The sequence below is a fragment of the Rhodopila sp. genome (assembly GCF_965276935.1).
In the GTDB taxonomy this organism is placed as follows: Bacteria; Pseudomonadota; Alphaproteobacteria; order Acetobacterales; family Acetobacteraceae; genus Rhodopila.
In genome coordinates this window covers 552865-576411 of record NZ_CBDIBS010000002.1, presented here as the reverse complement: position 1 = coordinate 576411, position 23547 = coordinate 552865, and the positions used below count along the sequence as shown (strand labels likewise).

23 protein-coding genes are annotated in these 23547 nt (G+C 64.7%); 16 read left to right on the top strand and 7 right to left on the bottom strand.

Going from position 1 to position 23547, the window contains the following annotated elements; translation table 11 throughout:
* Nucleotides 1-11: 11 nt before the first annotated feature.
* From ACQY4S_RS05690 to ACQY4S_RS05680, 3 genes are read left to right on the top strand one after another with little or no spacing between them, the layout of a single operon-like run.
* Entirely contained in the window at nucleotides 12-1019 is a 1008-nt protein-coding gene (locus ACQY4S_RS05690) for a branched-chain amino acid ABC transporter permease (protein ID WP_428484220.1), read from the top strand.
* Nucleotides 1009-1737 (top strand): ABC transporter ATP-binding protein, encoded by a 729-nt coding sequence (locus tag ACQY4S_RS05685; RefSeq protein WP_428484219.1) that lies wholly within the window; start codon nucleotides 1009-1011, stop codon nucleotides 1735-1737. Before ACQY4S_RS05690 ends, ACQY4S_RS05685 begins: the two co-directional genes overlap by 11 nt.
* Nucleotides 1734-2465: an ABC transporter ATP-binding protein gene (locus ACQY4S_RS05680; RefSeq protein ID WP_428484218.1), complete on the top strand. Its 732-nt coding sequence runs from the start codon at nucleotides 1734-1736 to the stop codon at nucleotides 2463-2465. Before ACQY4S_RS05685 ends, ACQY4S_RS05680 begins: the two co-directional genes overlap by 4 nt.
* Nucleotides 2466-2481: 16 nt before the next feature.
* Here ACQY4S_RS05680 and ACQY4S_RS05675 read toward each other — a convergent pair whose 3' ends face one another.
* A complete protein-coding gene (locus tag ACQY4S_RS05675; RefSeq protein ID WP_428484217.1) occupies nucleotides 2482-3801 on the bottom strand; it encodes a VpsF family polysaccharide biosynthesis protein in 1320 nt (439 codons plus the stop codon).
* Nucleotides 3802-4189: 388 nt separating this feature from the next.
* Here ACQY4S_RS05675 and ACQY4S_RS05670 point away from each other — a divergent pair, with 388 nt between their 5' ends.
* A complete protein-coding gene (locus ACQY4S_RS05670; protein WP_428484216.1) occupies nucleotides 4190-5728 on the top strand; it encodes an amidohydrolase family protein in 1539 nt (512 codons plus the stop codon).
* A gap of 3 nt (nucleotides 5729-5731) precedes the next feature.
* Here ACQY4S_RS05670 and ACQY4S_RS05665 read toward each other — a convergent pair whose 3' ends face one another.
* The 4 genes from ACQY4S_RS05665 to ACQY4S_RS05650 form a co-directional block, all read right to left on the bottom strand.
* Nucleotides 5732-6361: a nitroreductase family protein gene (locus ACQY4S_RS05665; protein WP_428484215.1), complete on the bottom strand. Its 630-nt coding sequence runs from the start codon at nucleotides 6359-6361 to the stop codon at nucleotides 5732-5734.
* Between the two features lie 3 nt (nucleotides 6362-6364).
* On the bottom strand, nucleotides 6365-7627 hold the full coding sequence (locus ACQY4S_RS05660; protein WP_428484214.1) for an ABC transporter substrate-binding protein: 1263 nt from the start codon (nucleotides 7625-7627) through the stop codon (nucleotides 6365-6367).
* Between the two features lie 328 nt (nucleotides 7628-7955).
* Entirely contained in the window at nucleotides 7956-8495 is a 540-nt protein-coding gene (locus ACQY4S_RS05655) for a VOC family protein (protein WP_428484213.1), read from the bottom strand.
* A gap of 269 nt (nucleotides 8496-8764) precedes the next feature.
* A complete protein-coding gene (locus tag ACQY4S_RS05650; protein ID WP_428484212.1) occupies nucleotides 8765-10117 on the bottom strand; it encodes a transposase in 1353 nt (450 codons plus the stop codon).
* Nucleotides 10118-10516: 399 nt separating this feature from the next.
* On the opposite strand from ACQY4S_RS05650, the gene ACQY4S_RS05645 reads away from it, so the two are divergent.
* Both ACQY4S_RS05645 and ACQY4S_RS05640 read left to right on the top strand, forming a co-directional pair.
* A complete protein-coding gene (locus tag ACQY4S_RS05645) occupies nucleotides 10517-10798 on the top strand; it encodes a hypothetical protein (protein WP_428484211.1) in 282 nt (93 codons plus the stop codon).
* Nucleotides 10799-10866: 68 nt separating this feature from the next.
* Nucleotides 10867-11250: a VOC family protein gene (locus ACQY4S_RS05640; protein WP_428484210.1), complete on the top strand. Its 384-nt coding sequence runs from the start codon at nucleotides 10867-10869 to the stop codon at nucleotides 11248-11250.
* Between the two features lie 7 nt (nucleotides 11251-11257).
* Here the strand turns inward: ACQY4S_RS05640 and ACQY4S_RS05635 are convergent, their stop codons facing one another.
* A complete protein-coding gene (locus ACQY4S_RS05635; RefSeq protein WP_428484209.1) occupies nucleotides 11258-12547 on the bottom strand; it encodes a UdgX family uracil-DNA binding protein in 1290 nt (429 codons plus the stop codon).
* A 140-nt stretch (nucleotides 12548-12687) separates the two neighbouring features.
* On the opposite strand from ACQY4S_RS05635, the gene ACQY4S_RS05630 reads away from it, so the two are divergent.
* Genes ACQY4S_RS05630 through ACQY4S_RS05620 form a run of 3 tightly spaced genes read left to right on the top strand, consistent with a single transcriptional unit; the run spans nucleotide 12688 to nucleotide 15359 of the window.
* Nucleotides 12688-13623 (top strand): DMT family transporter, encoded by a 936-nt coding sequence (locus ACQY4S_RS05630; protein ID WP_428484208.1) that lies wholly within the window; start codon nucleotides 12688-12690, stop codon nucleotides 13621-13623.
* Between the two features lie 58 nt (nucleotides 13624-13681).
* Complete coding sequence (locus ACQY4S_RS05625; protein WP_428484207.1) at nucleotides 13682-14119, top strand: PRC-barrel domain-containing protein; 438 nt, start codon at nucleotides 13682-13684, stop codon at nucleotides 14117-14119.
* Nucleotides 14120-14126: 7 nt separating this feature from the next.
* Nucleotides 14127-15359, top strand: coding sequence for an MFS transporter (locus tag ACQY4S_RS05620; RefSeq protein ID WP_428484206.1), 1233 nt, complete (start codon nucleotides 14127-14129; stop codon nucleotides 15357-15359).
* Here ACQY4S_RS05620 and ACQY4S_RS05615 read toward each other — a convergent pair.
* The gene (locus ACQY4S_RS05615; RefSeq protein WP_428484205.1) at nucleotides 15337-16305 is read right to left on the bottom strand and encodes a 2-hydroxyacid dehydrogenase; all 969 of its coding nucleotides are present in this window, start codon (nucleotides 16303-16305) and stop codon (nucleotides 15337-15339) included. The two genes, ACQY4S_RS05620 and ACQY4S_RS05615, sit on opposite strands and share 23 nt — an antisense overlap.
* A gap of 282 nt (nucleotides 16306-16587) precedes the next feature.
* Here ACQY4S_RS05615 and urtA point away from each other — a divergent pair, with 282 nt between their 5' ends.
* From urtA to ACQY4S_RS05580, 7 genes are all read left to right on the top strand, one after another.
* Nucleotides 16588-17925, top strand: coding sequence for an urea ABC transporter substrate-binding protein (urtA, locus tag ACQY4S_RS05610; RefSeq protein WP_428484204.1), 1338 nt, complete (start codon nucleotides 16588-16590; stop codon nucleotides 17923-17925).
* 72 nt (nucleotides 17926-17997) lie between these two features.
* The gene (gene urtB / locus ACQY4S_RS05605) at nucleotides 17998-19617 is read left to right on the top strand and encodes an urea ABC transporter permease subunit UrtB (protein ID WP_428484203.1); all 1620 of its coding nucleotides are present in this window, start codon (nucleotides 17998-18000) and stop codon (nucleotides 19615-19617) included.
* Nucleotides 19614-20732, top strand: coding sequence for an urea ABC transporter permease subunit UrtC (urtC, locus tag ACQY4S_RS05600; RefSeq protein WP_428484202.1), 1119 nt, complete (start codon nucleotides 19614-19616; stop codon nucleotides 20730-20732). Before urtB ends, urtC begins: the two co-directional genes overlap by 4 nt.
* Complete coding sequence (gene urtD, locus ACQY4S_RS05595; protein ID WP_428484201.1) at nucleotides 20729-21475, top strand: urea ABC transporter ATP-binding protein UrtD; 747 nt, start codon at nucleotides 20729-20731, stop codon at nucleotides 21473-21475. Before urtC ends, urtD begins: the two co-directional genes overlap by 4 nt.
* Nucleotides 21475-22170 (top strand): urea ABC transporter ATP-binding subunit UrtE, encoded by a 696-nt coding sequence (urtE, locus tag ACQY4S_RS05590; RefSeq protein ID WP_428484200.1) that lies wholly within the window; start codon nucleotides 21475-21477, stop codon nucleotides 22168-22170. The genes urtD and urtE overlap by 1 nt, the downstream gene beginning before the upstream one ends.
* Nucleotides 22145-22984 (top strand): urease accessory protein UreD, encoded by an 840-nt coding sequence (locus tag ACQY4S_RS05585; RefSeq protein ID WP_428484199.1) that lies wholly within the window; start codon nucleotides 22145-22147, stop codon nucleotides 22982-22984. The genes urtE and ACQY4S_RS05585 overlap by 26 nt, the downstream gene beginning before the upstream one ends.
* Nucleotides 22985-23019: 35 nt before the next feature.
* Nucleotides 23020-23322: an urease subunit gamma gene (locus ACQY4S_RS05580; protein ID WP_428484198.1), complete on the top strand. Its 303-nt coding sequence runs from the start codon at nucleotides 23020-23022 to the stop codon at nucleotides 23320-23322.
* Nucleotides 23323-23547: the final 225 nt, after the last annotated feature.

Sequence of the window (23547 nt, the reverse complement as noted above, 5' to 3'; positions counted from 1 at the left end):
CGTCCCCTGGCATGAAGCAATGGCTCCTGGTGCTGGTCGCCTGCATCGTCATTGCCGCGTGGCCGCTGGTGGTGCAGGACGTGTTCCTGCAGCGCATTGGCGCCCTGGTGCTGCTGGCGGCGATTTCCGCCTCCGCCTGGAACCTGCTGGGCGGCTACGCCGGGCAGGTTTCCGTCGGGCACGCGGTCTACTTTGGCATCGGCGCCTATAGTTCGCTGGTGGTCTATACAAGGCTTGGCTGGCCACCGATTGCCGGGGCGCCGCTAGGCGTGGTGGTCTCCATGGTCGCCGGGGCGGCGGTCGGCACGCCGACCTTTCGGCTGCGCGGCCACTATTTCTCGATGGCCACCATCGCGGCGGCGGAGCTGTTTCGGATCCTGGCGGCGAACTGGCCGTTGCTGGGTGCCGCGGTCGGGCTGATGGGGCCGCCAGTGCCGCGCACCGCATGGGATCTATCGTTCATCAGTCCGATCCCGTACCACTATCTGTTCCTGGCCGTGCTGATGCTGCTGCTGGGTCTGACCTGGCTGATGCAGCGCAGCCGGATGGGCTACTACCTGGCGGCAATCCGCGGCGGTGACCGGGCGGCGCGCAGCCTGGGTGTCCCGGTGCTGCGCTACAAGCTGTATGCCCTGCTGCTGTCGGCGGCTTTCACTTCGGTCGCCGGGTCGCTGTATGCGGTGATGGTCGGCTTCATCGACCCGGACAGTGCGCTGGGCATCCTGATTTCGGTCAAGATGCTGATCATCGCGGCGCTGGGCGGGGCAGGAACCCTGTTCGGTCCGCTGGTCGGTGCCATTATCCTGATCCCGCTAGAGGAAACCACCAATGCCGTCTTCGGCGGCGGCGGCACCGGCCTGACGTTCATTGTCTATGGCGCGATCATCCTTCTGGTTGCCCGCTTTCAGCCGGGCGGCATCGCCGCAATCTGGCAGGCGATCACGACGCGCCGGGCGTCTCGTGAGACGGCGCGCATGGCGTCTGACGAGACGACGCGAAGGACGATTCATGTTCCTTGAAGCGCGCGGCATCATCAAGGCGTTCGGCACCTTCCGGGCGGTCGATGGCGCCGACCTGGACCTTGCCGAACACGAGATCATCGGCCTGATCGGTCCCAACGGCGCCGGCAAGAGCACGTTCTTCAACTGCTTGTCCGGCGACGCCCAGCCCACCTCCGGCAGCATCCGCTTCCTGGGTCGCGACGTCACAAGCATCACGCCGGAGGCGCATGCCCGGCTTGGCATGGCCCGTACTTTTCAGGTGCCGGTCACGTTCGAAGACATGACGGTCATCGACAACGTCATGGTCGGCGCCTTTCTGCGCCAACCGCATCGCACCGCCGCCCGCCGTGTGTCGCAGGAGGTGCTGGACTTCACCGGCCTGGCGCATCTGGCCGGTTCGCTGGCCAGATCCCTCGGCACGCCGGGGCGAAAGCGGCTGGAGATCGCCCGGGCCTTGGCAACCCAGCCGCGTCTGCTGCTGCTGGATGAAGCGTTGGCGGGCCTGACACCAGCCGAGGTACGACTGGCGATCGACCTGGTCCGCCGCATCAAGGCGCGCGGCATCACCATCATTATCGTCGAACATATCATGGAGGTGATCCTGTCGCTCGCTGAACGGGCGGTGGTTTTCCATCAAGGCAAAGTCATCGCCCAGGGCGCGCCGCGGGCCGTGGTGGACGATCCGGCCGTAATCGCGGCCTATCTTGGTCATCACATGAAACGGGTGCGGATGTGACGGCACCGCTGCTGCGTGTCGCCAAGCTTGCGGTCCGCTATGGCGATCTGGTTGGGGTGGCGGACGTCTCGCTGACCGTTCCACAGGGCGCGGTCGTGGCGTTGCTTGGGTCGAACGGCGCTGGAAAGACAACGACCTTGAACGCCATCGCCGGCCTGGTCGCGCCGGCGGGTGGCACGGTCGTATGGCGGGACCGGGACATCACCGGCAAGCCGGCTTATGCGATCGTCAGCACGGGTCTTGCGCTGGCGCCCGAAGGCTGGCGGCTGTTCGTGCAGCAGACAGTGGAGCAGAACCTGCGTCTCGGCGCGACCGTCCTGCCCGACAAGAAGCGTGTGCCGGCTTTGCTGGAGCGGGTTTTCACGCTGTTTCCCCGCCTGGCGGAGCGGCGGCGGCAGCGGGCCGGCACGTTGTCGGGCGGTGAGCGGCAGATGCTGGCGACCGGGCGAGCCTTGATGAGCGACCCAAAGCTGCTGATGCTCGACGAGCCGAGCCTGGGACTGGCGCCGGCGGTGGTCGAGTCGATGTATGACACGTTGGGACGGCTGCGGCGCGAGGGCCTGACGCTTTTGCTGGCGGAGCAGGCGGTGGAACTGGCGCTTGAAGTGGCGGACTATGCTTATGTGCTGCAAACCGGGCGCACGGTGCTGGAGGGTCCTGGCGCGCAACTCGCGGATGATAAGGACGTGCAGCGAATTTATCTGGGACTGGAGACGGAAACACGTTGATCGTGGCAAACCTGAACTATGAGCGAAGCCCACGAAGATCGTCGCCCCGGCCGTGTATAGGCGGTGATTGGGCTAAGCCATCATGCAGACGTCTTATCTCGAGCCTGTGCCGGAAGCGCCGCACGCGCGGCTCACGCACGTAATTCTTGTATCCCGCCATGGCGATCAATGCCGCCACTTCGATGAACAGGTCATTGCTTTTCTGTCCCAACGAATTTGAACTGGAGTCGATCACCAGCGCCGAGAACATCAGCAGCCATGCGTTCATGCCACCGGCAAAGCGCGTGACGTGAACAAGGAACCCGCCGAACAAACAGACGAAAGCACCAAAGCCAATAAGACCAAGGTCGAGGAATATCAGCAGCCAGAAATTTTCGATATCTTCGACGTCAGACAGACCGATCTGGTATCTCAGATGTTCGAGTTCGACCATGGGAACCCCAAACAGCCAGTTTTTCAGGGTCAGGAAATTCAACACCACCCACTGCTGTGTCCGCACGCTGGCGCTGCCGGCATCGTCGTGAAACAGACTGTCGATGATGCGATCGGCAATGGTCGTCTGGGTGACGATGACGGTTATCAAAATCGGCAAGATGATGGCGGCGGATACGATCGCGAGCACAAAATCCAGCTTCAGATTGCGCCGGAGTATGCCCGTCATCAGCACGTAGAATGCTGCCAGTGCCGAGACGATCAGTGTGACGCCGAGCGCGGCGCGACCGCCAAATTCAAGCAGGCCAACAAGCAGAACGCCGAGTATCAGGGCGGAACCTATGAACCGTATACGCATGCTGTAAAGCAGGAATACGCCCATTGCCGTGATCAATGAGGCGGTCAATGGGTGGCTATAGAATGCGTTCGCACGAAAATCGCCCTCCGCCTTAATCGCCATTGCCGCCAGTTTGGGATCGGATGGAAGGAACGGGAACCAGTTGTGCTCCGTCACGCTCTCGATCAGTCCGACCAGGCAATTGGCCAGAATGAAGGTCATCAAGATCTTTGCCAGCAAACGCTTTTGTTTGTCCGTGGCCGGTTCGAGCAACAGAGCCAGCAGCGCCGGGGACCAGAAACTATCGAAGTAGAACGCGGTTCCACTAAACCCGTTAAAGAAGGCCGCGTACATGGCAAGCATCGGAATGCCGAACACGAACAGCATCAAACCCGGCGCGTCGCGGCAGCGTTGATGAAATGGCACCACGCCACTGAGCATGGCGTAGATCGCACACAACAGGACGATCATTGACGCCGGATGGACGCGGATGTTGACGTCGATGCCGAACGTCGCGAGCAGGTTGCCAGTCAGAACGAATTGCAAGAAGATGGCAAACACCGCCACCCAAAATATCGCGCTGGTCGATCTGGCTTTGCTCCGTAACGCCAGGGGTATTACAGGCTTGAGCATACGCAGTCGACTTGGCGCCGGCGAACCTGCTACGGAGGATGGTGCCACGGTCTAGCAACCCGCGGCATTATGGTCATCACCGGCACCCACGTATGTCATCCTTCGGAACCTTTCGATTAAGGATATATAGCTCAACAGCCAGAGGGGGCGTGTCATAAACCTTCGGGATCTGCGGTTCAAATCAACGTGCTGCCACGTTATCGCATAACGATAACCGATTTTTCCCGGTTGTGGCCTTGAGCAAAACTATTGATCATCCGCTGCAATTATCCAGGTGAGGATGACGCGATCTTAAACGATCATGGTCTAAAGGAGACGGTTCTTGTCCAGATCGCTGATCCGCGGCCGTTCGGTCATCACCCACGTCATCGACCGTCACACCTGGAATGAAATCCGCAGCGGCGCGGTGCTGCAGGAAGACGGCATCATCACCGCGATCGGCGGGTTCATGGAACTCTCGGCGGCGCATCCCGATGTGCCGGTCATCGGCAGCGATCAGGACATCCTGCTGCCTGGTTTCATCAACGGCCACCACCATGTCGGACTGACGCCGGTGCAGCTCGGCTCCTGCGACATGCCGCTGGAGCTCTGGTTCGTCACCCGCATGGTGTCGCGCAACCTGAACCTGTACCTGGACACGTTGTATTCCGCGTTCGAGATGATCGCTTCGGGCATTACCACGGTGCAGCACATCCATGGCTGGGTGCCGGGCAAGCTGTCGCAGGTAGCAGCCAGCAGCGACGACGTGGTCCGGGCCTACCACGACATCGGCATGCGGGTCTCCTACTGTTTCGCGGTGCGCGACCAGAATCGGCTGGTCTATCAGCGCGACGAGGATTTCACCGCCAGCCTGCCGCCCGATCTGCGGCCGGCCATGCAGCGCTGGTACGACCGGTTCGAGCTGTCGCTGGACGATCACATCGCGCTGTTCGAGGATCTGTATGGCAGGCACCAGACTAGCCGCAGAGCGAAGATCCAGCTCGCACCGGCGAACCTGCACTGGTGCTCGGACGCGGCCCTGACGCGGCTGTCCGACCTGTCGCGCACGTACGAGGTGCCGCTGCACATGCATCTGCTGGAAACCGCCTATCAGAAGGAATATGCCCACCGCCGCGGCGGCTGTAGCGCCGTGGAATACATTGATCGGTTTGGTCTTCTCGGCCCGCGGATGACGCTGGGCCACGGCGTCTGGCTGACCGAGGCGGACATCGACCGGGTGGCCGAAACCGGCACCTGCGTCTGCCACAACTGCTCCTCCAACTTTCGCCTGCGCTCCGGCGTGGCGGCGCTGAACCGACTGGAGGTGCTAGGCGTCAACACCGCGATCGGCCTCGACGAAGCCGGCATCAACGACGACCGCGACATGCTGCAGGAGATGCGCATGGTGCTGCGGGCGCATCGCATCCCCGGCCTGGACGACAGCGTGCCGACCGCGGCACAGGTGTTCCGCATGGCGACCTCGGGCGGCGCGAAAACCACCGCGTTCGGCGAAAGGATCGGCACGCTGGCGGTGGGCAAGGCGGCCGACATGGTGCTGCTGGACTGGCGGCAGATCAGCTATCCGTATCTGGATCAGGACATGCCGCTGCTGGACGCGGTGCTGCTGCGTGCCAAGACCGGCGGTGTGCGCGGCGTGATCTGCGACGGCGAGGTCATCTATGTCGACGGCCGGTTTACCCGGGTTGATCGTGACGCCGCACTGACGTCCCTGCACGACGAACTCCAGAGGGCGCTGACGCAGGACGAGGTCGACCGGCGCGGCTTGTCAAAGGCGCTGCTGCCGCACGTGAAGGCGTTCTATGCCGATTATATCAATCCGGAGCGTCATGAACCGTTCTACAAGCCGAGTTCGCGCGTCTGATGCTTATGCCTCCGTCCACCGCTCGCCCCACTTGTCCATGAACACCACATCCTCCAGCGCCGTGCGTCCCACCGGCCCGAAGTTCCCCGATGGATAGCCGATCGGCAGGATGGCGTACGAATGCGCGCCTTCCGGCAGACCCAGCGCCGCCTCGGCCTGCTGCTCGAACAGCAGATACAGCGTGGTCAGCGTCGCCCCCAGCCCAAGAGCCCGCGCCGCCAGCAGCATGTTCTGCACCGCCGGATAGATCGATGCCCCGGATGTCCTGGTGTGCGCGCCGCCCATCAGGCACGGCACGATCCATGCCGGCGCCTCATGCAGATGGTCCGCCAGGTGTTCCGCCGCGGCCAGCAGCCGCTCGAACCTGTCGAGCGACGATCCAGGCGGCGGCGCGCCTTCGCGATATCGGGGACCGACGATCTCGTGCCAGCCACGCCGATACCACTGGGCGACCTCCGCCTTGATCGCCGGATCGCGCACCACCAGGAACCGCCAGGTCTGCATGTTGCCGCCGTTGGCTGCCGCGGTGCCGGCCTCCAGCACCTGACGGAGCAGCGCCGGCGGCACCGGGTCCGGCTTCAGCCGGCGCATTGAGCGTGTACTGCGGATAATCTCGAACAGGTCGGTGTGCATCGTCTATGTCCATCCCTTGAACGGTAGCACCAACGGTTGCACCGCCGAACGCGCCGGCCAGACGGCGACATATGCCTTGCCTTCCAGTTGCACCAGCAAGGTCGAGGCCAGCGTGTTCTGACCCTTGGCGTCGTATTTGATGCCGTCGTAGCCGATCATGAGCTGATCCGGCTTCAGGTCCTGCGCCCGCAGCGCCGCCTGGATCTTCGCCGGCTCGGTTGAGCCGGCCTGGTTGATCGCGTCCATCAGCGCCAGGAAGCCTTGCATCGCCCGCGCCGAGGTATCGTCCAGCGCATGGCCCGCAAGCTTCTGGTAAAGCGCGTTGACGACGAAAGACGTCGATCCCGGCTTGCCGGGGTCAAATGAGCTGCGGTTGATGACGCCTTGCGCGAGGTCGCCGGCCGCGACGATGAACGCGGTGTCGGAGAACCCGGAGTCGTCGCCGATCACGATCGGCGGCTTCCAGTTCAGCGTGTGCATCGTCTTGGTGAACAGGATGGCATCCGACGTATAGCTGACGAAGATCACCACGTCCGGATTGGCGCTTTTCAACTGCAGCACCTGTGCGCTGACATCGCTGGAATTGGCGTTGTAGGCGATCCGCGGCTCCACCGTCAGCCCTTTGGCGGTCATCGCCGGAATGATCGCAGTGGCGGTGGAGGTGCCGTACTCGGTGTTCTCGTTCACCACGGCGACCTTGTCGATCTTGAACCCGGCGGCCTTGCGCTCGGCCAGGAAGTTGGCATAGGCGATGCCGAAATCCGTGCCGATCGGCGTCGGGCGGAACAGCCATCTGAACCCCCGTTCGGTCAATGATGGCGCGGACGACTCGCTGGCCATGTAGGGGATGCCATAGCGTTCCGCGACCGCGCTGGCGGTCAAAGCGCAGCTTGACTGGTAGCCGCCGGCCAGTGCGACGACCTTGTCCTGCGTGATCAGGCGCAACGCGGTGCTCTGCGCGATCGCCGGGTTGCCCTGGTGATCGGCGAAGACGGCCTCGACCTTGCGGCCGCCCAGGCCGGGCAGCCCAGCGGTCGCCGCCAGCGGCAGGTTCGGCAGGTCGGGATGCGCGGTGTTGATGATCTCGACGGCGACTTCCACCGCCTGCTTGGCCGCGACCCCCGCCGATGCCGCGCCGCCGGTCAACGGATACAGCACGCCGATTCGCACCGGCGCGTCGGCGGCACGCCCCAGGCGCGGCAGCAGTGCCAGCGCCGGTGCGGCAAGCCCCAGCCGGGAGAAGGTGCGGCGGGTGGTCTTCAGCATATCGTTTTCCCTTTTGCGAGACGGTTCAGTGCATAGGGACACGGTGATGGCGTCAATGGGGCCGGATTTTGGTTGCTCATCGCGCTCGGCTGTCGACGAGGACGTGAGCCGTGATCGCGACGTGCGCAGCGGACCGGTTACCGGGTTCAGACGGTGCGCAAGCCGGGTAATTTTTCAGCACGGCGAGTCGGTCAGCCGGTTCGGGATAGGGCGAACGCGCGCTGTGCGCTTCGACAATTCGGCCGAGCGTGTTGAGGGTAGCGGTGTGGACACGGCCAGGGCTGCGCATGAGCGAGCGCAGCCAAAGACGTTTCCAGTCCGTGAAGCCTTAGCTCGTCAGCCGATCCGCCAAGGCCCTCTGGAACTCCCCGATCATCATGAAGCCAGGGTCCGAACGGCAGGCAGCCTCGGTCTCCCGCAGGATTTCGGCATCCGTCTTGGTCAGGTCCAGCGGCATCCCATGCGGCTGAGGCACATGAAACGGCGTGTCGAGATACGCCTCCACCACGTTGCCTTCCGGGTCCTTGAAGTAGCACGACCAGGCATTGCCGTGGCTGATCACCCGCATGTCAGAGGCGCCGTTGTCCAGCGCCCGCCGATGCACAACGCGCAAATCCGCCAGGCTGTCAAGCATGAAGGATATCTGGTTGATCGGGTTGAAGCCGGATGTATCCGGGCGGCCGGCAGCCAGCACCAACTGGTGGTGGTTGCCCGGACTGCCGCTGAGGAAGGTAAGTTCCGCCCCGCTGCGTGCGGTGCCGCTGTCGGTGACCACCAAGCCCAGCACCGTGGTGTAGAAGTGCTCCAGAACCGGCTTGTCGTGCGCGTAGATGCCCACATGGGCGAGGCGCGCGTGAATGGCTGCCATGGTCGTGTCCCCTGTTGCTCTTGGGCGGATTGAACGACGGCGCCGCTTGTCATGCAAGGCGAGGGCTCCGCCCGCCACCTCCCCTTGGGACCCCGCCAAGGGCGGAACGCCCTTGGAACCCATTTAAGGGTTTGGGGGAGAGGGGGCTACTCGAGGTTATCAACGCCTCGGTTGCCCCCTTTCCCCCAAACCCCTGGACGGGGATCAAAGGGGCATCCGCCCCTTTGCGGGTCCAGGGCAGAGCCCTGGCCTCCTTACGTCCACCCCTTTCAGGGTCTTGTTTTCGCATATGCAAGGACGCGTGCGGTTGCGACGTGGGCGCGTGCGGTTTTGCCATCGACGCAGCCCTTTGGTTTGAGGGTGTTGGGGCCGCGCTTGCTGGTGGCGACCTGCCGCGGGTTGATGTGACGGGCGAGGGCAAGCAGCCGTTGGGCCAGGCGTTCGGGATCGGCGCCGTGCCCGGGCGGCCAGTGCTCAGGTGGCACGGCGATGAGCAGGCCTTCGTAGCTGCCCCTGACCTTCGCAGCTGCCCCTGACCTTCGTAGCTGCCCCTGACCTGCTGGGCCAGGTGGGAAGGTGGACACCTCGGGCGGCGGCTCGTGTTGCCGGTGCGCCTGCTCCACGCAACGGCCCAGCAGGGCAAGGACGTTGTAGGCCAGCACCGAAACCGCAAACCCGAGCAGCGCCGCGCGAGGGTGGCCGAGGCTTGCGATCTCGCTGTGCAACACGCTTTCCCGCCGCCCGAACATGCCTTCGATCTGCCAGCGCGTGCGATACAGCTCGGCAATCCGCCCGGCGCCCACCGCTGCGGGCAGGTTGCTCCATATCCGGATGGTGGCGTCGCCATCCTCGGTGGGCTGATCCAGCGCAAGCTCGATGCGGCGCCACAGTGCTTGCGAGCCGGCCACCGCGATCTCCTGCTCGCGCACCTCACCTGTTTCGGTGCGGCCACAGCCTTGCCATCCACCCTGCCGGACCAAACAGGGATGGCGGCCGTGCTCGCGCACGATGAAGCTGGCGCCTGTCTCCTGCCAGCCGCCCAGGATCGCCCCGGTGCAGAAGTGGCGGTCGGCAATCCACAGCTCACCCGGACCTGCGCCCTCCAGCAGCGGTGCCACCGCAGCGCGCTCACTCGCGTGCGCATCCTCGCAGGCCACCAAGTCCACAGCCAGGCCCATGTCCGGGTCATACACCACCAGCGACTGCCCCGGCAGGGCCGCGCCGCGGTGGCCTCGCAACGGGGCCAGCCGTTGCTCGCTTGCGGGCAGGTGGTTGCCGTCCAGCACACGCAGCCGCCAGCCGGGCAAACCGGCAGGGCCGCCATGGCCCACCGCCGCCATCAACGGCGCCAGCCGCTCCGCACTCCCGCGTATCAGCGCACGCAGGACGCCGGGCTCCGTGTGGTTCACCTTGTCATACAAGGCGGCCAGCGACACCGGCAGCGCCGCCATCTGCCGCGCCGCAGCGTGCAGCGAAGGGCGCAGGCCAAGGCACACAAGCGTCATCAGTTCAACCACGGTGGAGAACAGCAGCTCCCGCGCATACGGCTTCTGACGATCGGCCTCGAAGACCTCGTCCACCCAGCCCGCCGGCATCGCGTGCTCCAGCGCAAGCCGCGCCATCACACTTGCTGGCGCGCGCCGCTCAAACCGATCCAGAACAACAGACCATACCAACCCAGTCCCGTCCGATGCACCGCTCATCCACCAAGGCTGGGAATGAAATGACCACCCTGAAAGGGGTGGGTCTTACATGCCTCACGCCGCGCGGTTTTCGCTGCTGCTCGCGCTATCCGGCACGTCAACCACGCTTTGGCCACTCATCCGCGGATATGGGTGCGAACCGCATGTCACACGGCGCCGCATGCGGTCGCCGCCGGATTGCTGGCGCTAACGCCGGCGCCGACGCCGAACCGGCCGATGACGACGACTTCTCCTCCGGCGATCGCCGTGGATATGCGTCCGTCCGACGGCCTTTTATCGGATCTTTCGGCCATGGACGGTTCGGCACACATGATAGGATTGGATGATCTAATACACACCAGCCCAGTCGCGAGGCTGCCGGCCAGCACGCGCGCCACGATCCCCGTCGAGCAGTCGAAGACTGACGAAATCGCCGTGTTGGATGCCGCCTTGCCCGTGCCATACCTGGTGTCTGCCGCGATCAATGATCTGCCGCCGACAGCATTGGCGGTTTCGTCGCCATTCCTGCCGAGAGCCAGTCCCGTTCCCGAACCGTCATCCGCGCTCGTGCTGGCGGTAGCGCTCTGCGGCCTTAGTCTGCTTGGCCGCGGCGTGCGGTAAGGTTGCCCTTGCCGGACAGCATGCACAGTGGGCTAATGCGGCTGACCGAGACGCGATTGGCGGGGAAGATGACAAAGTTTACCTGGGAGCATATCCATCTGCGTTCGCCCGATCCCGAGGCGACCGCGACATGGTACAAGGACAAGCTGGGCGCCGAGATCATCCGAACGCCGCAGGCCGGCGGCGGTATACGGCTTGATCTCGATCTCAGCGGCCAGAAGATCTTCATTGCGCTGGCGCAGCCAGGCAAGGCGGCGGACGCACCGCATTCCCCCTATCTTGGGCTGGACCATTTTGGACTGACCGTTGATGATATCGATGCCGCGGTCGCTGAACTGAAGGCGAAGGGCGTGACGTTCACCATGGACCCGACCGTCAATCGGCCGGGGGTCAAGATCGCCTTCCTGACCGCGCCGCAAAACGTGTCGATCGAGTTGATCCAGCGCGGATAAACCTCGGCTAACCTGCCTCCATCAACCCGCGCACGGTCTTCAGGTCAGCGACGAACGCGGCATATTCGCGTGCCTTGGCGGCAGCGTCAGGGATGCGCAAAAGATAAGACGGATGGACGGTCACGAAAACGGTCTGCCCATCCTCCATGGGGATCGGGCGACCACGCTCGCGGCTAATCGTGACGGCCCGACGCAGAACGGCGCGTGCCGCCGTCGCCCCCATCAAGACCAGCAGCCGCGGCTTGACATGTACCCGCTCGACATCCAGCCAGAAGTCGCAGGCACGGATTTCCGGCGTCTCCGGAGTCTGATGAATGCGCCGCTTGCCGCGCGGCGTGAACTTGAAGTGCTTGACCGCATTGGTGACGTAGACCGTGCGGCGGTCGATACCAGCTTCCTCCATCGCCCGGTCCATCATCTGCCCGGCGGGCCCAACGAACGGGCGGCCGATGGTGTCCTCCTGGTCGCCCGGCTGCTCACCCAGGAACATGACGGTGGCGCCGGCCGGACCCTCGCCGAATACCGGCTGAGTGGCCGGTCCATACAACGAGCAACGCTCACAGGCCCAGGCCTCTTTCGCCGCCCCCTCCAGTCCCGGATCGGGCGCGAAACGCACGACAACCGGGCCAAGCGCGGCGCGGTTGGGCGGCCGCGGCGCTTCGTCCAAAGCCTCGGCCATCGGGATTGACGTGCCTTCGACTGCGCTGTCCAGAACCTGCGCCCGGTGCGCATCCCACCAGGCCACAAGCGTCGCATCATCCTCGACCTGTCGCGGGCCGGAGCCGAACAGCAGCCTGGTTCCATCCCAATGGGCGCTGCCATCGGGGGTGGCGATCGACCAGAGCTGATCAGGAAAACGCCGTGCCATCAGTTGAGCATTGGCCGGCAGCACGAAATGCGCCGGCGCGAACCACCCCAGGAACCGTTGGCCCGCATCGTCCCGCACCGGCATGAACCGCACAAGGGTCCGCATCCGATGAGCATCCGCCCGCACCGCCAGCGCCATGCGACGCGCCAGCGACAAATCGGGATCCTGGTCATCATCCAGCAATTTTTCGCCATGATGCGCCCGCCAGACCAGGCTGTAGAGCAGGCCGAAGCGATCCGGCTGACGCGCCTGGATGGCGACCGAGGCAAGCTCGACCAGGGCGCGCGGCAGTTGAAAGCTGCCGTCGGCATCCGGCAGGGGGTCCGTTCGGCCGCCAACTGACCAGGTAAGTTCGGCTGGTTCGATGCCTGCCAGCACAAGGAGGCGGGCGGTTCGGCGCCAACCCTGCCAGTCCGTCTCATCAGTCAAGGCAATGTGTCGCATGAAAGCAGAAAAGGCTAGGAAGGCTGGCTTTCCAAGTGGCAGGCCACGGTGCAACCGCGCTTTTTGACGTGGTCGCCAACAACTGCTGTTGAGGCCGGCCATTATGCCTGAGGTATACGCCGTTCATGCGATCGATCTGGAACTCGGCCTGGAGCCTGCTGGCACTGGCCAACCTCTTTTGGGCCGGCAACATCGTGCTGGCCAGGGGACTGGCGGGCCGGGTGCCGCCGGTCACCCTGGCTTATCTGCGGTGGACCGGCGCCTTCCTGGTCGCGATCGGCTTCGCCTGGCCGCTGTTGCGCCGCGACCTGCCGGTGATCCTGCGGCATTGGAAAATGATGCTGCTGCTGTCGGCCACCGGGATCGCGTCCTACAACACGATGTCCTACATCGGGCTGACCAGCACCTCGGCGCTGAACGCACTGCTGCTGCAGTCGGCGACGCCGCTGGTCATCATCGTCTGGGCCTATCTGCTGTTCCGGGAGGTGCCGTCATTGCGGCAGGCGGCCGGCGTGCTGCTGTCGCTGTGCGGCGTGGCCGCCATCGCGGCGCATGGGTCGCTGCAGGTCCTGGCGCATCTGCAACTCAACCGGGGCGACCTGTGGGTCATTGGCGGTCTTGCCATCTACGGCATCTACTGCGTAATGCTGCGCCGGCGGCCGAAGGTCCATCCACTGAGCTTCTTGGTCGCCGCGATGGGGATAGGGTCCTGCATGATGCTGCCCTTCATGCTGATGGAGCTTGCCGCGGGTGCGACAATCCACGGCGGAGCAACGTCCTGGCTCGGGATCGCCTACACCGCGGTCATGCCGTCGCTGGTGGCTTACCTGCTCTTCAATCGCGGGGTTGAGTTGATCGGCGCCGGGCCGGCCGGGCAGTCAATGCACCTGATGCCGCTGTTCGGTTCCATCCTGGCGGTCATCTTCCTGCACGAAAATCTGCAACGCTTTCACCTGCTCGGTATCGCGATGATCGCGGCGGGCATCCTGCTCGCATCATTTCGGCGCGAACAGTCCAGCGTTCAACGGAATGTGATTGCGCCGACGCGTTCCTCCAGTTGATCTCGCTGGGAATCCTGCTGCGCCGAATTGCAAAATGCGGAACGGTTTGGGGACGCCAATGCGACGTTGTGCCTATCTTGCGGTGCTGACTGCCGCCGTATCGCTGTGTTCCGTCGCACGCGCCGATAACACGCCGCCCAAGAGTTCAGTCCAGACCGTGGCACCCGAGGACGCCGAGGCCATTCTGGGTCGGGCGGTGGTCGATCAGTCGGGCAAGGAAATTGGCCGTCTGGTTGACATATTGGTGGACGACTCTGGGCGGCCACAGGCCGCGGTCATCGATTTCGGTGGTTTCCTGGGTGTCGGCAGCCGCAAGGTCGCGGTGCACTGGAGCACGATGCATTTCAATCCAGCAGATGGAAAGCACAAGATCGCCCTGGATATGACGCCGGATCAGATCAAGGCCGCTCCGGAATATGTCAATGGCGACAAGCCGGCGCCGGTCGTTACACCAACGGACGCCTCGCCAACGGACGCCTCGCCACCGGCGCATTGAGCCGGTTATGCGACGTCTCGCCTTGTCCTGGCCCGGCAGCAATCGTGCTCTTGATCTGGTCAATTTCTTCGTCGCCGACGTGCAGACCGGGTTTGGCCCGTTCGTCGCGGTCTATCTGACGACGCACAAGTGGACGCAGGTGCAGATCGGCTTCGCGTTGACCTTGGGAACCGTGACATCCCTGGTCAGCCAGCTTCCGGCCGGCGTGCTGGTGGATGCCGCGCGCAACAAGCGGGCCGTGGCGTCGGCCGCACTGATCGGCATCATCGCCGCGGCACTTCTGCTGGCCTTGATGCCGCAACAGCTACCCGTCCTGGTGGCGCAGATGCTGCACGGTTTCGCCAGTTGCGTGCTCACGCCGGCGATCGCGGCGATCAGTCTGCGCATGGCCGGCCACGCCGCGCTGGGTGAGCGGCTCGGCCGCAATGCCCGCTACGCCTCCATCGGCAACGGCATGGCTGCGGCGGTGCTGGGGGCAACAGGGGCTTACCTGTCCAGCCGAGCCGTCTTCTTCCTGACTGCTGGGTTGTGCGTGCCGGCGTTGATCGCGCTGTGGTCCATGAGCGCGGGCGGTTTCGCGCGGGCGCAGACCACCACCAGGTTTCTGGATGTTGCCAGCCTCAGGCGGCTTGTCGCCGATCGCCGGCTGCTGATCTTCGGCATCTGCGTCCTGCTGTTTCATCTGTCCAACGCCGCGATGCTGCCACTGGCGGGGGCAGCGGTGACCATGCGGGCGGGCGATCTGGCCAATCTGATCATCGCGGCCTGTATTGTCGTGCCGCAGATCATCGTGGCCTTGTTCTCACCCTGGGTCGGCCGGACGGCGGCGCGGATCGGGCGGCGCCCGCTTCTGCTGCTGGGATGGGGTGCGCTGCCACTCCGCGGCTTGCTGCTCGCGGTGTTGCCGGGAGCATGGCCGCTGGTCGCGGGGCAGGCGGTCAGCGGCATCAGTGCGGCGGTCTTCGGCGTCATGCTGCCGTTGCTGGCGGCCGACCTGACGCTGGGTTCGGCCCACTTCAACCTGTGCATGGGTATCCTTGGCCTGGCCTTGTTTACCGGGGCGGCAATTAGCACCACGTTGTCGGGCGGCATCGCCGATACGGCGGGCATGCCGATCGCCTTCCTGACCCTGGCCGGCATCGGCCTCCTCGGCTTTGCCATCGTATGGCTGGTGATGCCGGAGACACGTCCGGCCAGCGAGGCAGCCGATGGAAAACTCAATCCCGCAGTTCGGGAATAATCCACAGCGGCTTCTCGCCGCGCACGACGCGCTGACAGTTGTCGAAGGCGTTGCGGAACCGGGTGTACTGGTTTTCCCACGTCGGGCCGGCGAAGTGCGCGGTCAACACGACGTTCGGCAGCGCGAACAGCGGGTTGTTGGGCGGTGGCGGCTCCTGATCGAACACATCCAGGCCGGCGCCGGCGATGGTGCCGCTGGTCAGGGCCTCGATCATCGCTGGCTCATCGACCACCGGGCCGCGGCAGGTGTTGATCAGATACGCGGTCGGCTTCATCATCGCGAACTGCGCCGCGCCGATCATGTGCTTCGTCTCCCGGCTGAGTGGCACGTGCAACGAGACGACGTCGGAGGTGCGCAGCAGCTCCTCGAACAGCGCGAAGCGCACATCCAGGTCGTCGGCCTGCGCCTCGCTCAGGCGGGCGGTGTCGTAGTACTGCACGGTCATGCCGAAGGCCCTGGCCAGACGAGCGGTCTTCTTGCCGATGGTGCCCAGGCCGACGATGCCAAGGGTGCGGCCCTTCAGCTCATACAGCTTGACATCGTCCACGTTGTTGCCGCGCCAGCGGCCGGCGGCGACGTTGCTGTGCTGCCAGACGATGCGCCGGCAGACCGCCAGCATCAGCAGGATCGCATGCTCCGACACCGCGGTGGAATTGGCCCCGCCGTTGTTGCAGATCGGCACGCCGGCGCGGCGGGCGGCGCCGATATCGCAGCGGTCGTAGCCGGCGGAGAGTAACTGGATCAGCTTGAGCCTTGGTGCCGACGCATAAAACGCGTCATCCATGGTGCCGTCGCCGAAGCCGACGAGGCAGACGGCATCAGCCAGGGCGTCCTTGAACTCCGGGCTGCCATGGCGGGCGATCACCGTGTCCAGGCTGGGCGGCAGCAGTTCACGGGCGATGCTGATTTCGTTCAGCGGATTGTCGGCAATGATGATCTTGGCCATCGGTTTCCCCCATTCCGTCGGGCCAGCAGCCTAAACCAAACGGGCCGCACCATCCAAACGCGTGCGCGGCGGCGGCTTAAGGCGTAGGCACCGCATTGCGGTCCACATCGGCGCAATCAATGAACAGTTTATAGGCATCTTGTGTAAAACGGACATGCCTATCGTCGCCGATTCGCCCAGTTCCGCGGCTTCGCTCATTGGCACATCGATTGCACTTCCAATGCTTGTCTCCTTGAGGCGGGGAAACTTGAACGACAACAGGCACGGGGGAACAGGCACGCGATGTCACCGGTTGAACCAACTCTATCCAGACGGGGTCTAGGCCGGCTTGGCGCTGCCGCGGCGACCATCGCCGCTGTCGGTGCGGTCAACGCCGCCACCTCGCCCGCCGCCGCCCAGGCCACCGGCGGCACCATCAAGGTCGGGATCCTGCACTCCCTGTCCGGCACCATGGCAATCAGCGAGACCACGCTGAAGGACGTCATGCTGATGCTGATCGACCAGCAGAATGCCAAGGGCGGATTGCTGGGCAAGAAGCTGGAGCCCGTGGTCGTCGATCCAGCATCCAACTGGCCGCTGTTCGCGGAAAAGGCCCGTCAGCTTATCTCGGTCGACAAGGTGGCGGCGGTGTTCGGCTGCTGGACCTCGGTGTCGCGCAAGTCGGTGCTGCCGGTGTTCGAGGAACTGAACGGCATCCTGTTCTATCCCGTGCAGTACGAAGGCCAGGAATGCAGCCGCAACGTGTTCTACACCGGTGCGGCGCCGAACCAGCAGGCGATCCCGGCGGTTGACTACCTGTGGACCGAAAACAAGGTAAAGCGCTGGGTCCTGGCCGGCACCGACTATGTCTACCCGCGCACCACGAACCAGATCCTGGAAGCCTACCTGAAGTCCAAGGGCGTCGCCGCGGACGACATCATGATCAACTACACGCCGTTCGGTCATTCCGACTGGCAGAACATCGTGTCCTCGATCAAGAAGTTTGGCTCCGCCGGCAAGAAGACCGCCGTCGTCTCCACCATCAACGGCGACGCGAACGTTCCGTTCTACAAGGAACTCGGCAACCAGGGCGTCAAGGCGACCGATATTCCCGTGGTCGCGTTCAGCGTGGGTGAGGAAGAACTGGCCGGCATCGACACCAAGCCGCTGCTCGGTCACCTCGCGGCCTGGAACTACTTCGAAAGTGTCGACACGCCGGAGAACCAGGCGTTCATCAAGACTTGGAAGACGTTCACCAAGAACCCCAAGCGCACCACCAACGACCCGATGGAGGCGCACTACATCGGCTTCAACCAGTGGGTGAAGGGTGTCGAGAAGGCCGGCACGACGGCGCCGGATGCGGTGATCGACGCGCTGATCGGCGTGTCCGTGCCGAACCTGTCCGGCGGATACTCCACCCTGATGCCGAACCACCACATCACCAAGCCGGTTCTGATCGGCGAAATCCAGGACGATGGGCAGTTCAACATCGTCTCGCAGACGCCTGGCCTGATGGTGGCGCAGGAATGGTCGCCCTATGTCGCCGACACCAAGGATCTGATCGGCGACTGGCGGGCGCCCATGCGATGCGGTGCGTTCAACGTGAAAACCGGCACGTGCACCGCCGGCAAGAAGGCTTGACCGCCTGATTGCCAGAAAGGGGGCGGCCGTTTTCCTCCCGGCCGCCCCCTGTTCTTTTTCGGGACCATGATCGTGCGAAGCGTTATGCTGCTGATGGTTTCGCTGCTGTGCCTGCCCGTCATGGCTCGGCCCATCATGGCTCAGCCCGTCGTTTCGCAGCCCGGTATGCCGCAGTCGGACGACCAGCCGCTGGCGGCCTTCGCATCCGGCAGTTTCGACACGGTGCGCCAGGGCGTCGAGGACTTGGCGCTGTCCGGCAACAAGCGGGCCGCGACCATCATCTCCGCGCTGCAAGGCGGACAACTGTTCTACACCCCGGATCACCGCGTGCTGATCAAGGTCAATGGATCGTTCACCAGCGCCGCGACGGGCCAACCGGTGGCGGATGCCGGGTATGGCGTTAAACCGGTGCGCCTGAACAACGGTATACGCAGCGCCATTGATGCGGCGTTGGGCAGTCTCCGGTTGTTCGACGCCAACCCGGCGGTGCGCCTGGGCGCGGCGGAGGCAGTTTTCAACTCGCATGACCCGGCGGCGCTGCCGGCATTGAACCGTGCCCTGGCGAGGGAGACCGATCCATCGGTGAAGACTCGCATGCGGCAGGCGTGGGCGGCGGCTGTCGTGTCGTCCGACGACGCCAGCCAGACCGATCGTCTGGCCGCGGTTGCCGCGCTGCGGGGGCGGGGCGACCAGGACGCGCGCGGCCAGCTGACTGCCCTGTCGACGCAGTCCGGGCCGGTCGGTGCGGCAGCGCATGCGGCGATCGTCTCCATCGATCGCGTGCTGTGGATGTGGAGCATCGCGCAGAGCGTGTTCTACGGCATCAGTCTGGGATCGGTCCTGCTGCTCGCCGCGGCGGGACTTGCCATCACCTTCGGCGTCATGGGCGTCATCAACATGGCGCACGGCGAGATGGTGATGCTCGGCGCGTACGCCACCTTCGTCGTCCAGCAGGTGATGCACGCCTGGTTGCCATCGCTATATGCCCTGTCCCTGCCGATCGCGGTGCCCATCGCCTTCCTGTTCACCGGTCTGGTGGGCGTATTGGTCGAGCGCAGCCTGATCCGCTGGCTGTACGGCCGTCCGCTGGAAACGCTGCTGGCCACCTGGGGCCTGTCACTGGTGCTGCAGCAGGTGGTACGGTCGATCTTCGGCGCCAACAACCGTGACGTGGACACGCCAGGCTGGATGAGCGGTGCGACGCAGGTGGGCGGCCTGACGCTGACCTGGAACCGGACGTATATCATCCTATTCGCGATCGCTGTCATGGCGGCGCTGATGGCGGCGCTGCGCTTCACGCCGCTGGGTCTGCGGATGCGGGCGGTGACGCAGAACCGGCGCATGGCGGCGGCGATGGGCATCCGCACGCCGTGGATCGACGCGCTGACCTTCGGGCTGGGATCGGGCGTCGCCGGCATCGCCGGCGTGGCGCTGTCGCAGATCGACAACGTCTCGCCGAACCTCGGGCAGGGCTACATCATCGACAGCTTCATGGTCGTGGTGTTCGGCGGCGTGGGCAATTTGTGGGGCACCACCGTGGGCGCACTCACCCTGGGCATCGTCAACAAGTTCCTGGAGCCGATCGCCGGCGCGGTGCTGGGCAAGATCGTCGTGCTGGTGCTGCTGATCCTGTTCGTGCAGCGTAATCCGCGCGGCATGTTCCCGCTCAAGGGCCGAGCGGTGGAGGCATGAACCTCGGCCCCAGTTTTTATATTACGATCCTGCTGGTCCTGGGCGGCGCCATGCTGCTGGCCGTATTGAACCAGATGACCGGTCCGGCAGCGGCGGCGCACGTGCCGACCTATGTGCTGGCGCTGGTGGGAAAGTACCTGTGCTTCGCGATGCTGGCGCTGGCGGTGGACCTGGTGTGGGGCTTCGCGGGCATCCTGTCGCTGGGTCATGCGGCGTTCTTCGCGCTGGGCGGCTATGCGATGGGCATGTACCTGATGCGCCAGATCGGCACGCGCGGGGTCTATGGCAACGCCATGCTGCCGGACTTCATGGTGTTCCTGGGGTGGAAGGAATTGCCGTGGTATTGGTACGGCTTCGACTGGTTCGGCTTCGCCATGCTGATGGCGGTGCTGGTGCCCGCCGTGCTGGCAGGGGTCTTCGGCTGGCTGGCGTTCCGATCCCGCGTCACCGGCGTCTACCTGTCGATCATCACTCAGGCATTGACCTACGCGCTGCTGCTGGCGTTCTTCCGCAACGACATGGGGTTTGGCGGCAACAATGGGATGACCGACTTCAAGGACATTCTGGGTTTCAACGTGCAGGCTGATTCCACCCGGGCTGCTCTGGTCGTCATCACCGCGCTGTTCCTCTGCGGCCAGTTCCTGCTGGCCCGCTTCGTGGTCGATTCACGCTTCGGCAAGATCCTGGTCGCGGTGCGCGACACCGAAAGCCGCACGCGGTTCCTGGGCTACCGGCCGGAGTCCTACAAGCTGGTGGTATGGGTGCTGTCGGCCATCATGGCCGGCATCGGCGGCGCGCTGTACGTGCCGCAGGTCGGCATCATCAACCCCAGCGAATTCGCGCCGGGCAACTCGATCGAGGCGGTCATCTGGGTCGCCGTCGGTGGGCGCGGTACCCTGGTCGGCGCCATCCTCGGGGCGCTGCTGGTGAATTTCGGCAAGACCTGGTTTACCGGCGCGTTTCCGGAAGTTTGGCTCTACGCTTTGGGTGCCATGTTCATCTTCGTCACCCTGTTCCTGCCGCGCGGCGTGATGGGCCTGTTCGACAGACGGATCCGCAAGCAGGCGGAAGCCGAAACGCCGGCCGCCGCCGCGGCGCAGGAGGTCACTGGATGAGCGAGGCGGAGACGCTGCTGTATCTGGATGGCGTCACCGTCACGTTCGATGGCTTCCGCGCCCTGAACGCCTTGTCCCTTGTCCTGAACGCCGGCGAGATGCGCGCGGTGATCGGCCCGAACGGCGCCGGCAAGACCACCATGATGGACGTGATCACCGGCAAGACCCGTCCTGACAGGGGAAAGGTCGTGTTCTCGGCAGCGACCGACCTGACCAGGCTGGACGAACCCTCGATCGCCGCGTTGGGCATCGGCCGCAAGTTCCAGAAGCCGACAGTGTTCGAGCCGCTATCGGTGTGGGACAACCTGCTGCTGGCGCTGGCCGGTGACCGCGGACCCCGCTTCAGCCTGTTCGCCAGGCAGACCAGTCAGGAGAAGGCGCGGATCGAGGCCATTCTGCAAACCACCCGGCTGACCGACCAACGCCACCGGCGGGCCGCCGATCTGTCGCATGGCCAGAAGCAATGGCTGGAGATCGGCATGCTGCTGGCGCAGGAGCCACGGCTTCTGCTGGTCGACGAGCCGGTGGCCGGCATGACCGATGCTGAAACCGAGCAGACCGCAGCGTTGCTGCGGGAGATCAACAAGACCCGCAGCGTGGTGGTGGTGGAGCACGACATGGCTTTCGTCCGCGCGCTGGATGTGAAGGTGACGGTGCTGCACGAAGGCTCGGTGCTGTCGGAAGGCTCGATCGACCATGTCAGCAAGGACCCGAAGGTCATCGAAGTGTATCTGGGACGCTGATGCTGCAGGTCGACAAGGTCAATCTGTACTATGGCGCGGCGATCGCGCTGCGCCAGGTCTCGATCACGGCCGAGGCTGGCGCGGTGACCTGCGTGCTGGGCCGCAACGGGGTTGGCAAGACTTCGTTGCTGCGGGCGATCGTCGGCGCGCATCCGATCGCGTCCGGCACGATCCGCTGGGACGGCGACGATATCTCGCGGCTGCCGCTGTATGAGCGGGCGCGCCGGGGCATCGCCTGGGTGCCGCAGGGGCGTGACATATTTCCGCTGCTGACGGTGCGGGAGAACCTGGAGACCGGGTTCGCCGTGCTGCCGCGCGCGGAACGAAAGGTGCCGGATGAAATATTCGATCTGTTCCCCATACTGAAAACCATGCTGCGCCGGCGCGGCGGCGACCTGTCCGGCGGCCAGCAGCAGCAGTTGTCGATTGCCCGCGCGCTGGTGATGAAGCCGCGGCTGATTGTGCTGGATGAACCGACCGAGGGGATCCAGCCGAACATCATCAAGGATATTGGGCGGGTGATCGCGCTGCTGCGGGCGAGGGGAACAATGGCCATCGTGCTGGTGGAACAATATTTCGAATTCGCCCAGGAACTGGCTCAGACGATGGTGGTGATGGATCGTGGCGACGTGGTGCTGTCCGGCCGGCGGGAGGACCTCGACGAGGCTGATGTGCGACGGCGCCTCTCTGTCTGATCCGGTTCGGCTGCAGCGCGCCATCGGGGAACTTCGGGTTGGCGTCAAGCGGCTCGGTTCGGAGACTGTGCTGGATGAACTGCGGCAGGCAGGCTGCCTAAAGGCGCGATTTCCCCGGCGGCTCGTGCCTGGCTGGATGGATGTCGTCACGCTGAACACCGGCGGCGGGATCGCCGGCGGTGATCGGCTAGATCTGGCGTTCCAGATCGGCGTCGGCGCCCGCGCGACCGTCGCGGCGCAGGCGGCGGAGCGGTTCTATCGGACGCTGCCGAGGGATGCGCCGTCGCAGGTTCTAACCCGATTGGCTGTGAGCGAGGCGGCGGCACTGGAATGGCTGCCGCAGGAGACGATCCTGTTCAACCACAGCGCGCTGGAACGGCGGCTGGAGATCGATCTTGCCCCGGATGCGTCCTTTCTGGGCGTGGAAACCCTGGTGTTCGGCAGAGCGGCCATGGGAGAAACGGTCCGGCTCGGCCGCCTGCGCGATCTGATCCAGGTGCGGCGCGGCGACGATCTGCTGCTGCATGACGCGGTCCGGATGGATGGCGATCTGGCAGCGCGGATGCGGCGGCCCGCGATAGGCAAGGCCGCGCATGTGCTTGCTACCCTGGTGTACGCGGCGCCGGACGCTGAACGGCGGCTGGATGCCGTCCGGGCGTCGCTGGGTTGCCTCGAGGCGGCGGCGAGCGCCTGGGACGGCATGTTGATCGCGCGCATCCTGGGTGCCGACAGCGCCCGCGTCCGGCGCACCCTGATCGGTGTGCTGGACGTGCTGCGGGAGTCTCGCCCGTTGCCGCGCGTATGGTTATGTTGATCGCCTGAAGGAAGCCACGCCGAAGGAAGTCACGCATGAACCTGACGCCGCGCGAGAAAGACAAGCTGCTGATCAGCATGGCCGCGATGGTGGCAAGGCGGCGGCTGGAGCGCGGCGTGAAGCTGAACCACCCGGAGGCGGTGGCGCTGATCACCGACTTCGTGATCGAAGGGGCGCGTGACGGCCGCACCGTCGCGGATCTGATGCAGGCGGGGGCGAAGGTGCTGACGCGGGATCAGGTCATGCCAGGAATTTCCGAGATGATCCACGATGTGCAGGTGGAGGCGACGTTTCCAGATGGGACGAAGCTGGTCACCGTGCACCAGCCGATACGATGAAGACGCAACTCGTCTGTTCCTGAGTGTGAATACATCCGTCGCGTCACGACCCGACTATGCAAGTTATGATCTGCCGACGAACGCCGGCCGCGTGTCACGGTCGCCATAGGCCGTTCCCACGGGCGATGCGGGACACCTGATGAAACTCTGTGCCTGATGATCTCGAAAGACAACAGCTGTAGACGCAGATGGCGGCCTCATCCCGCAGGTTTCACCTGTTACCAG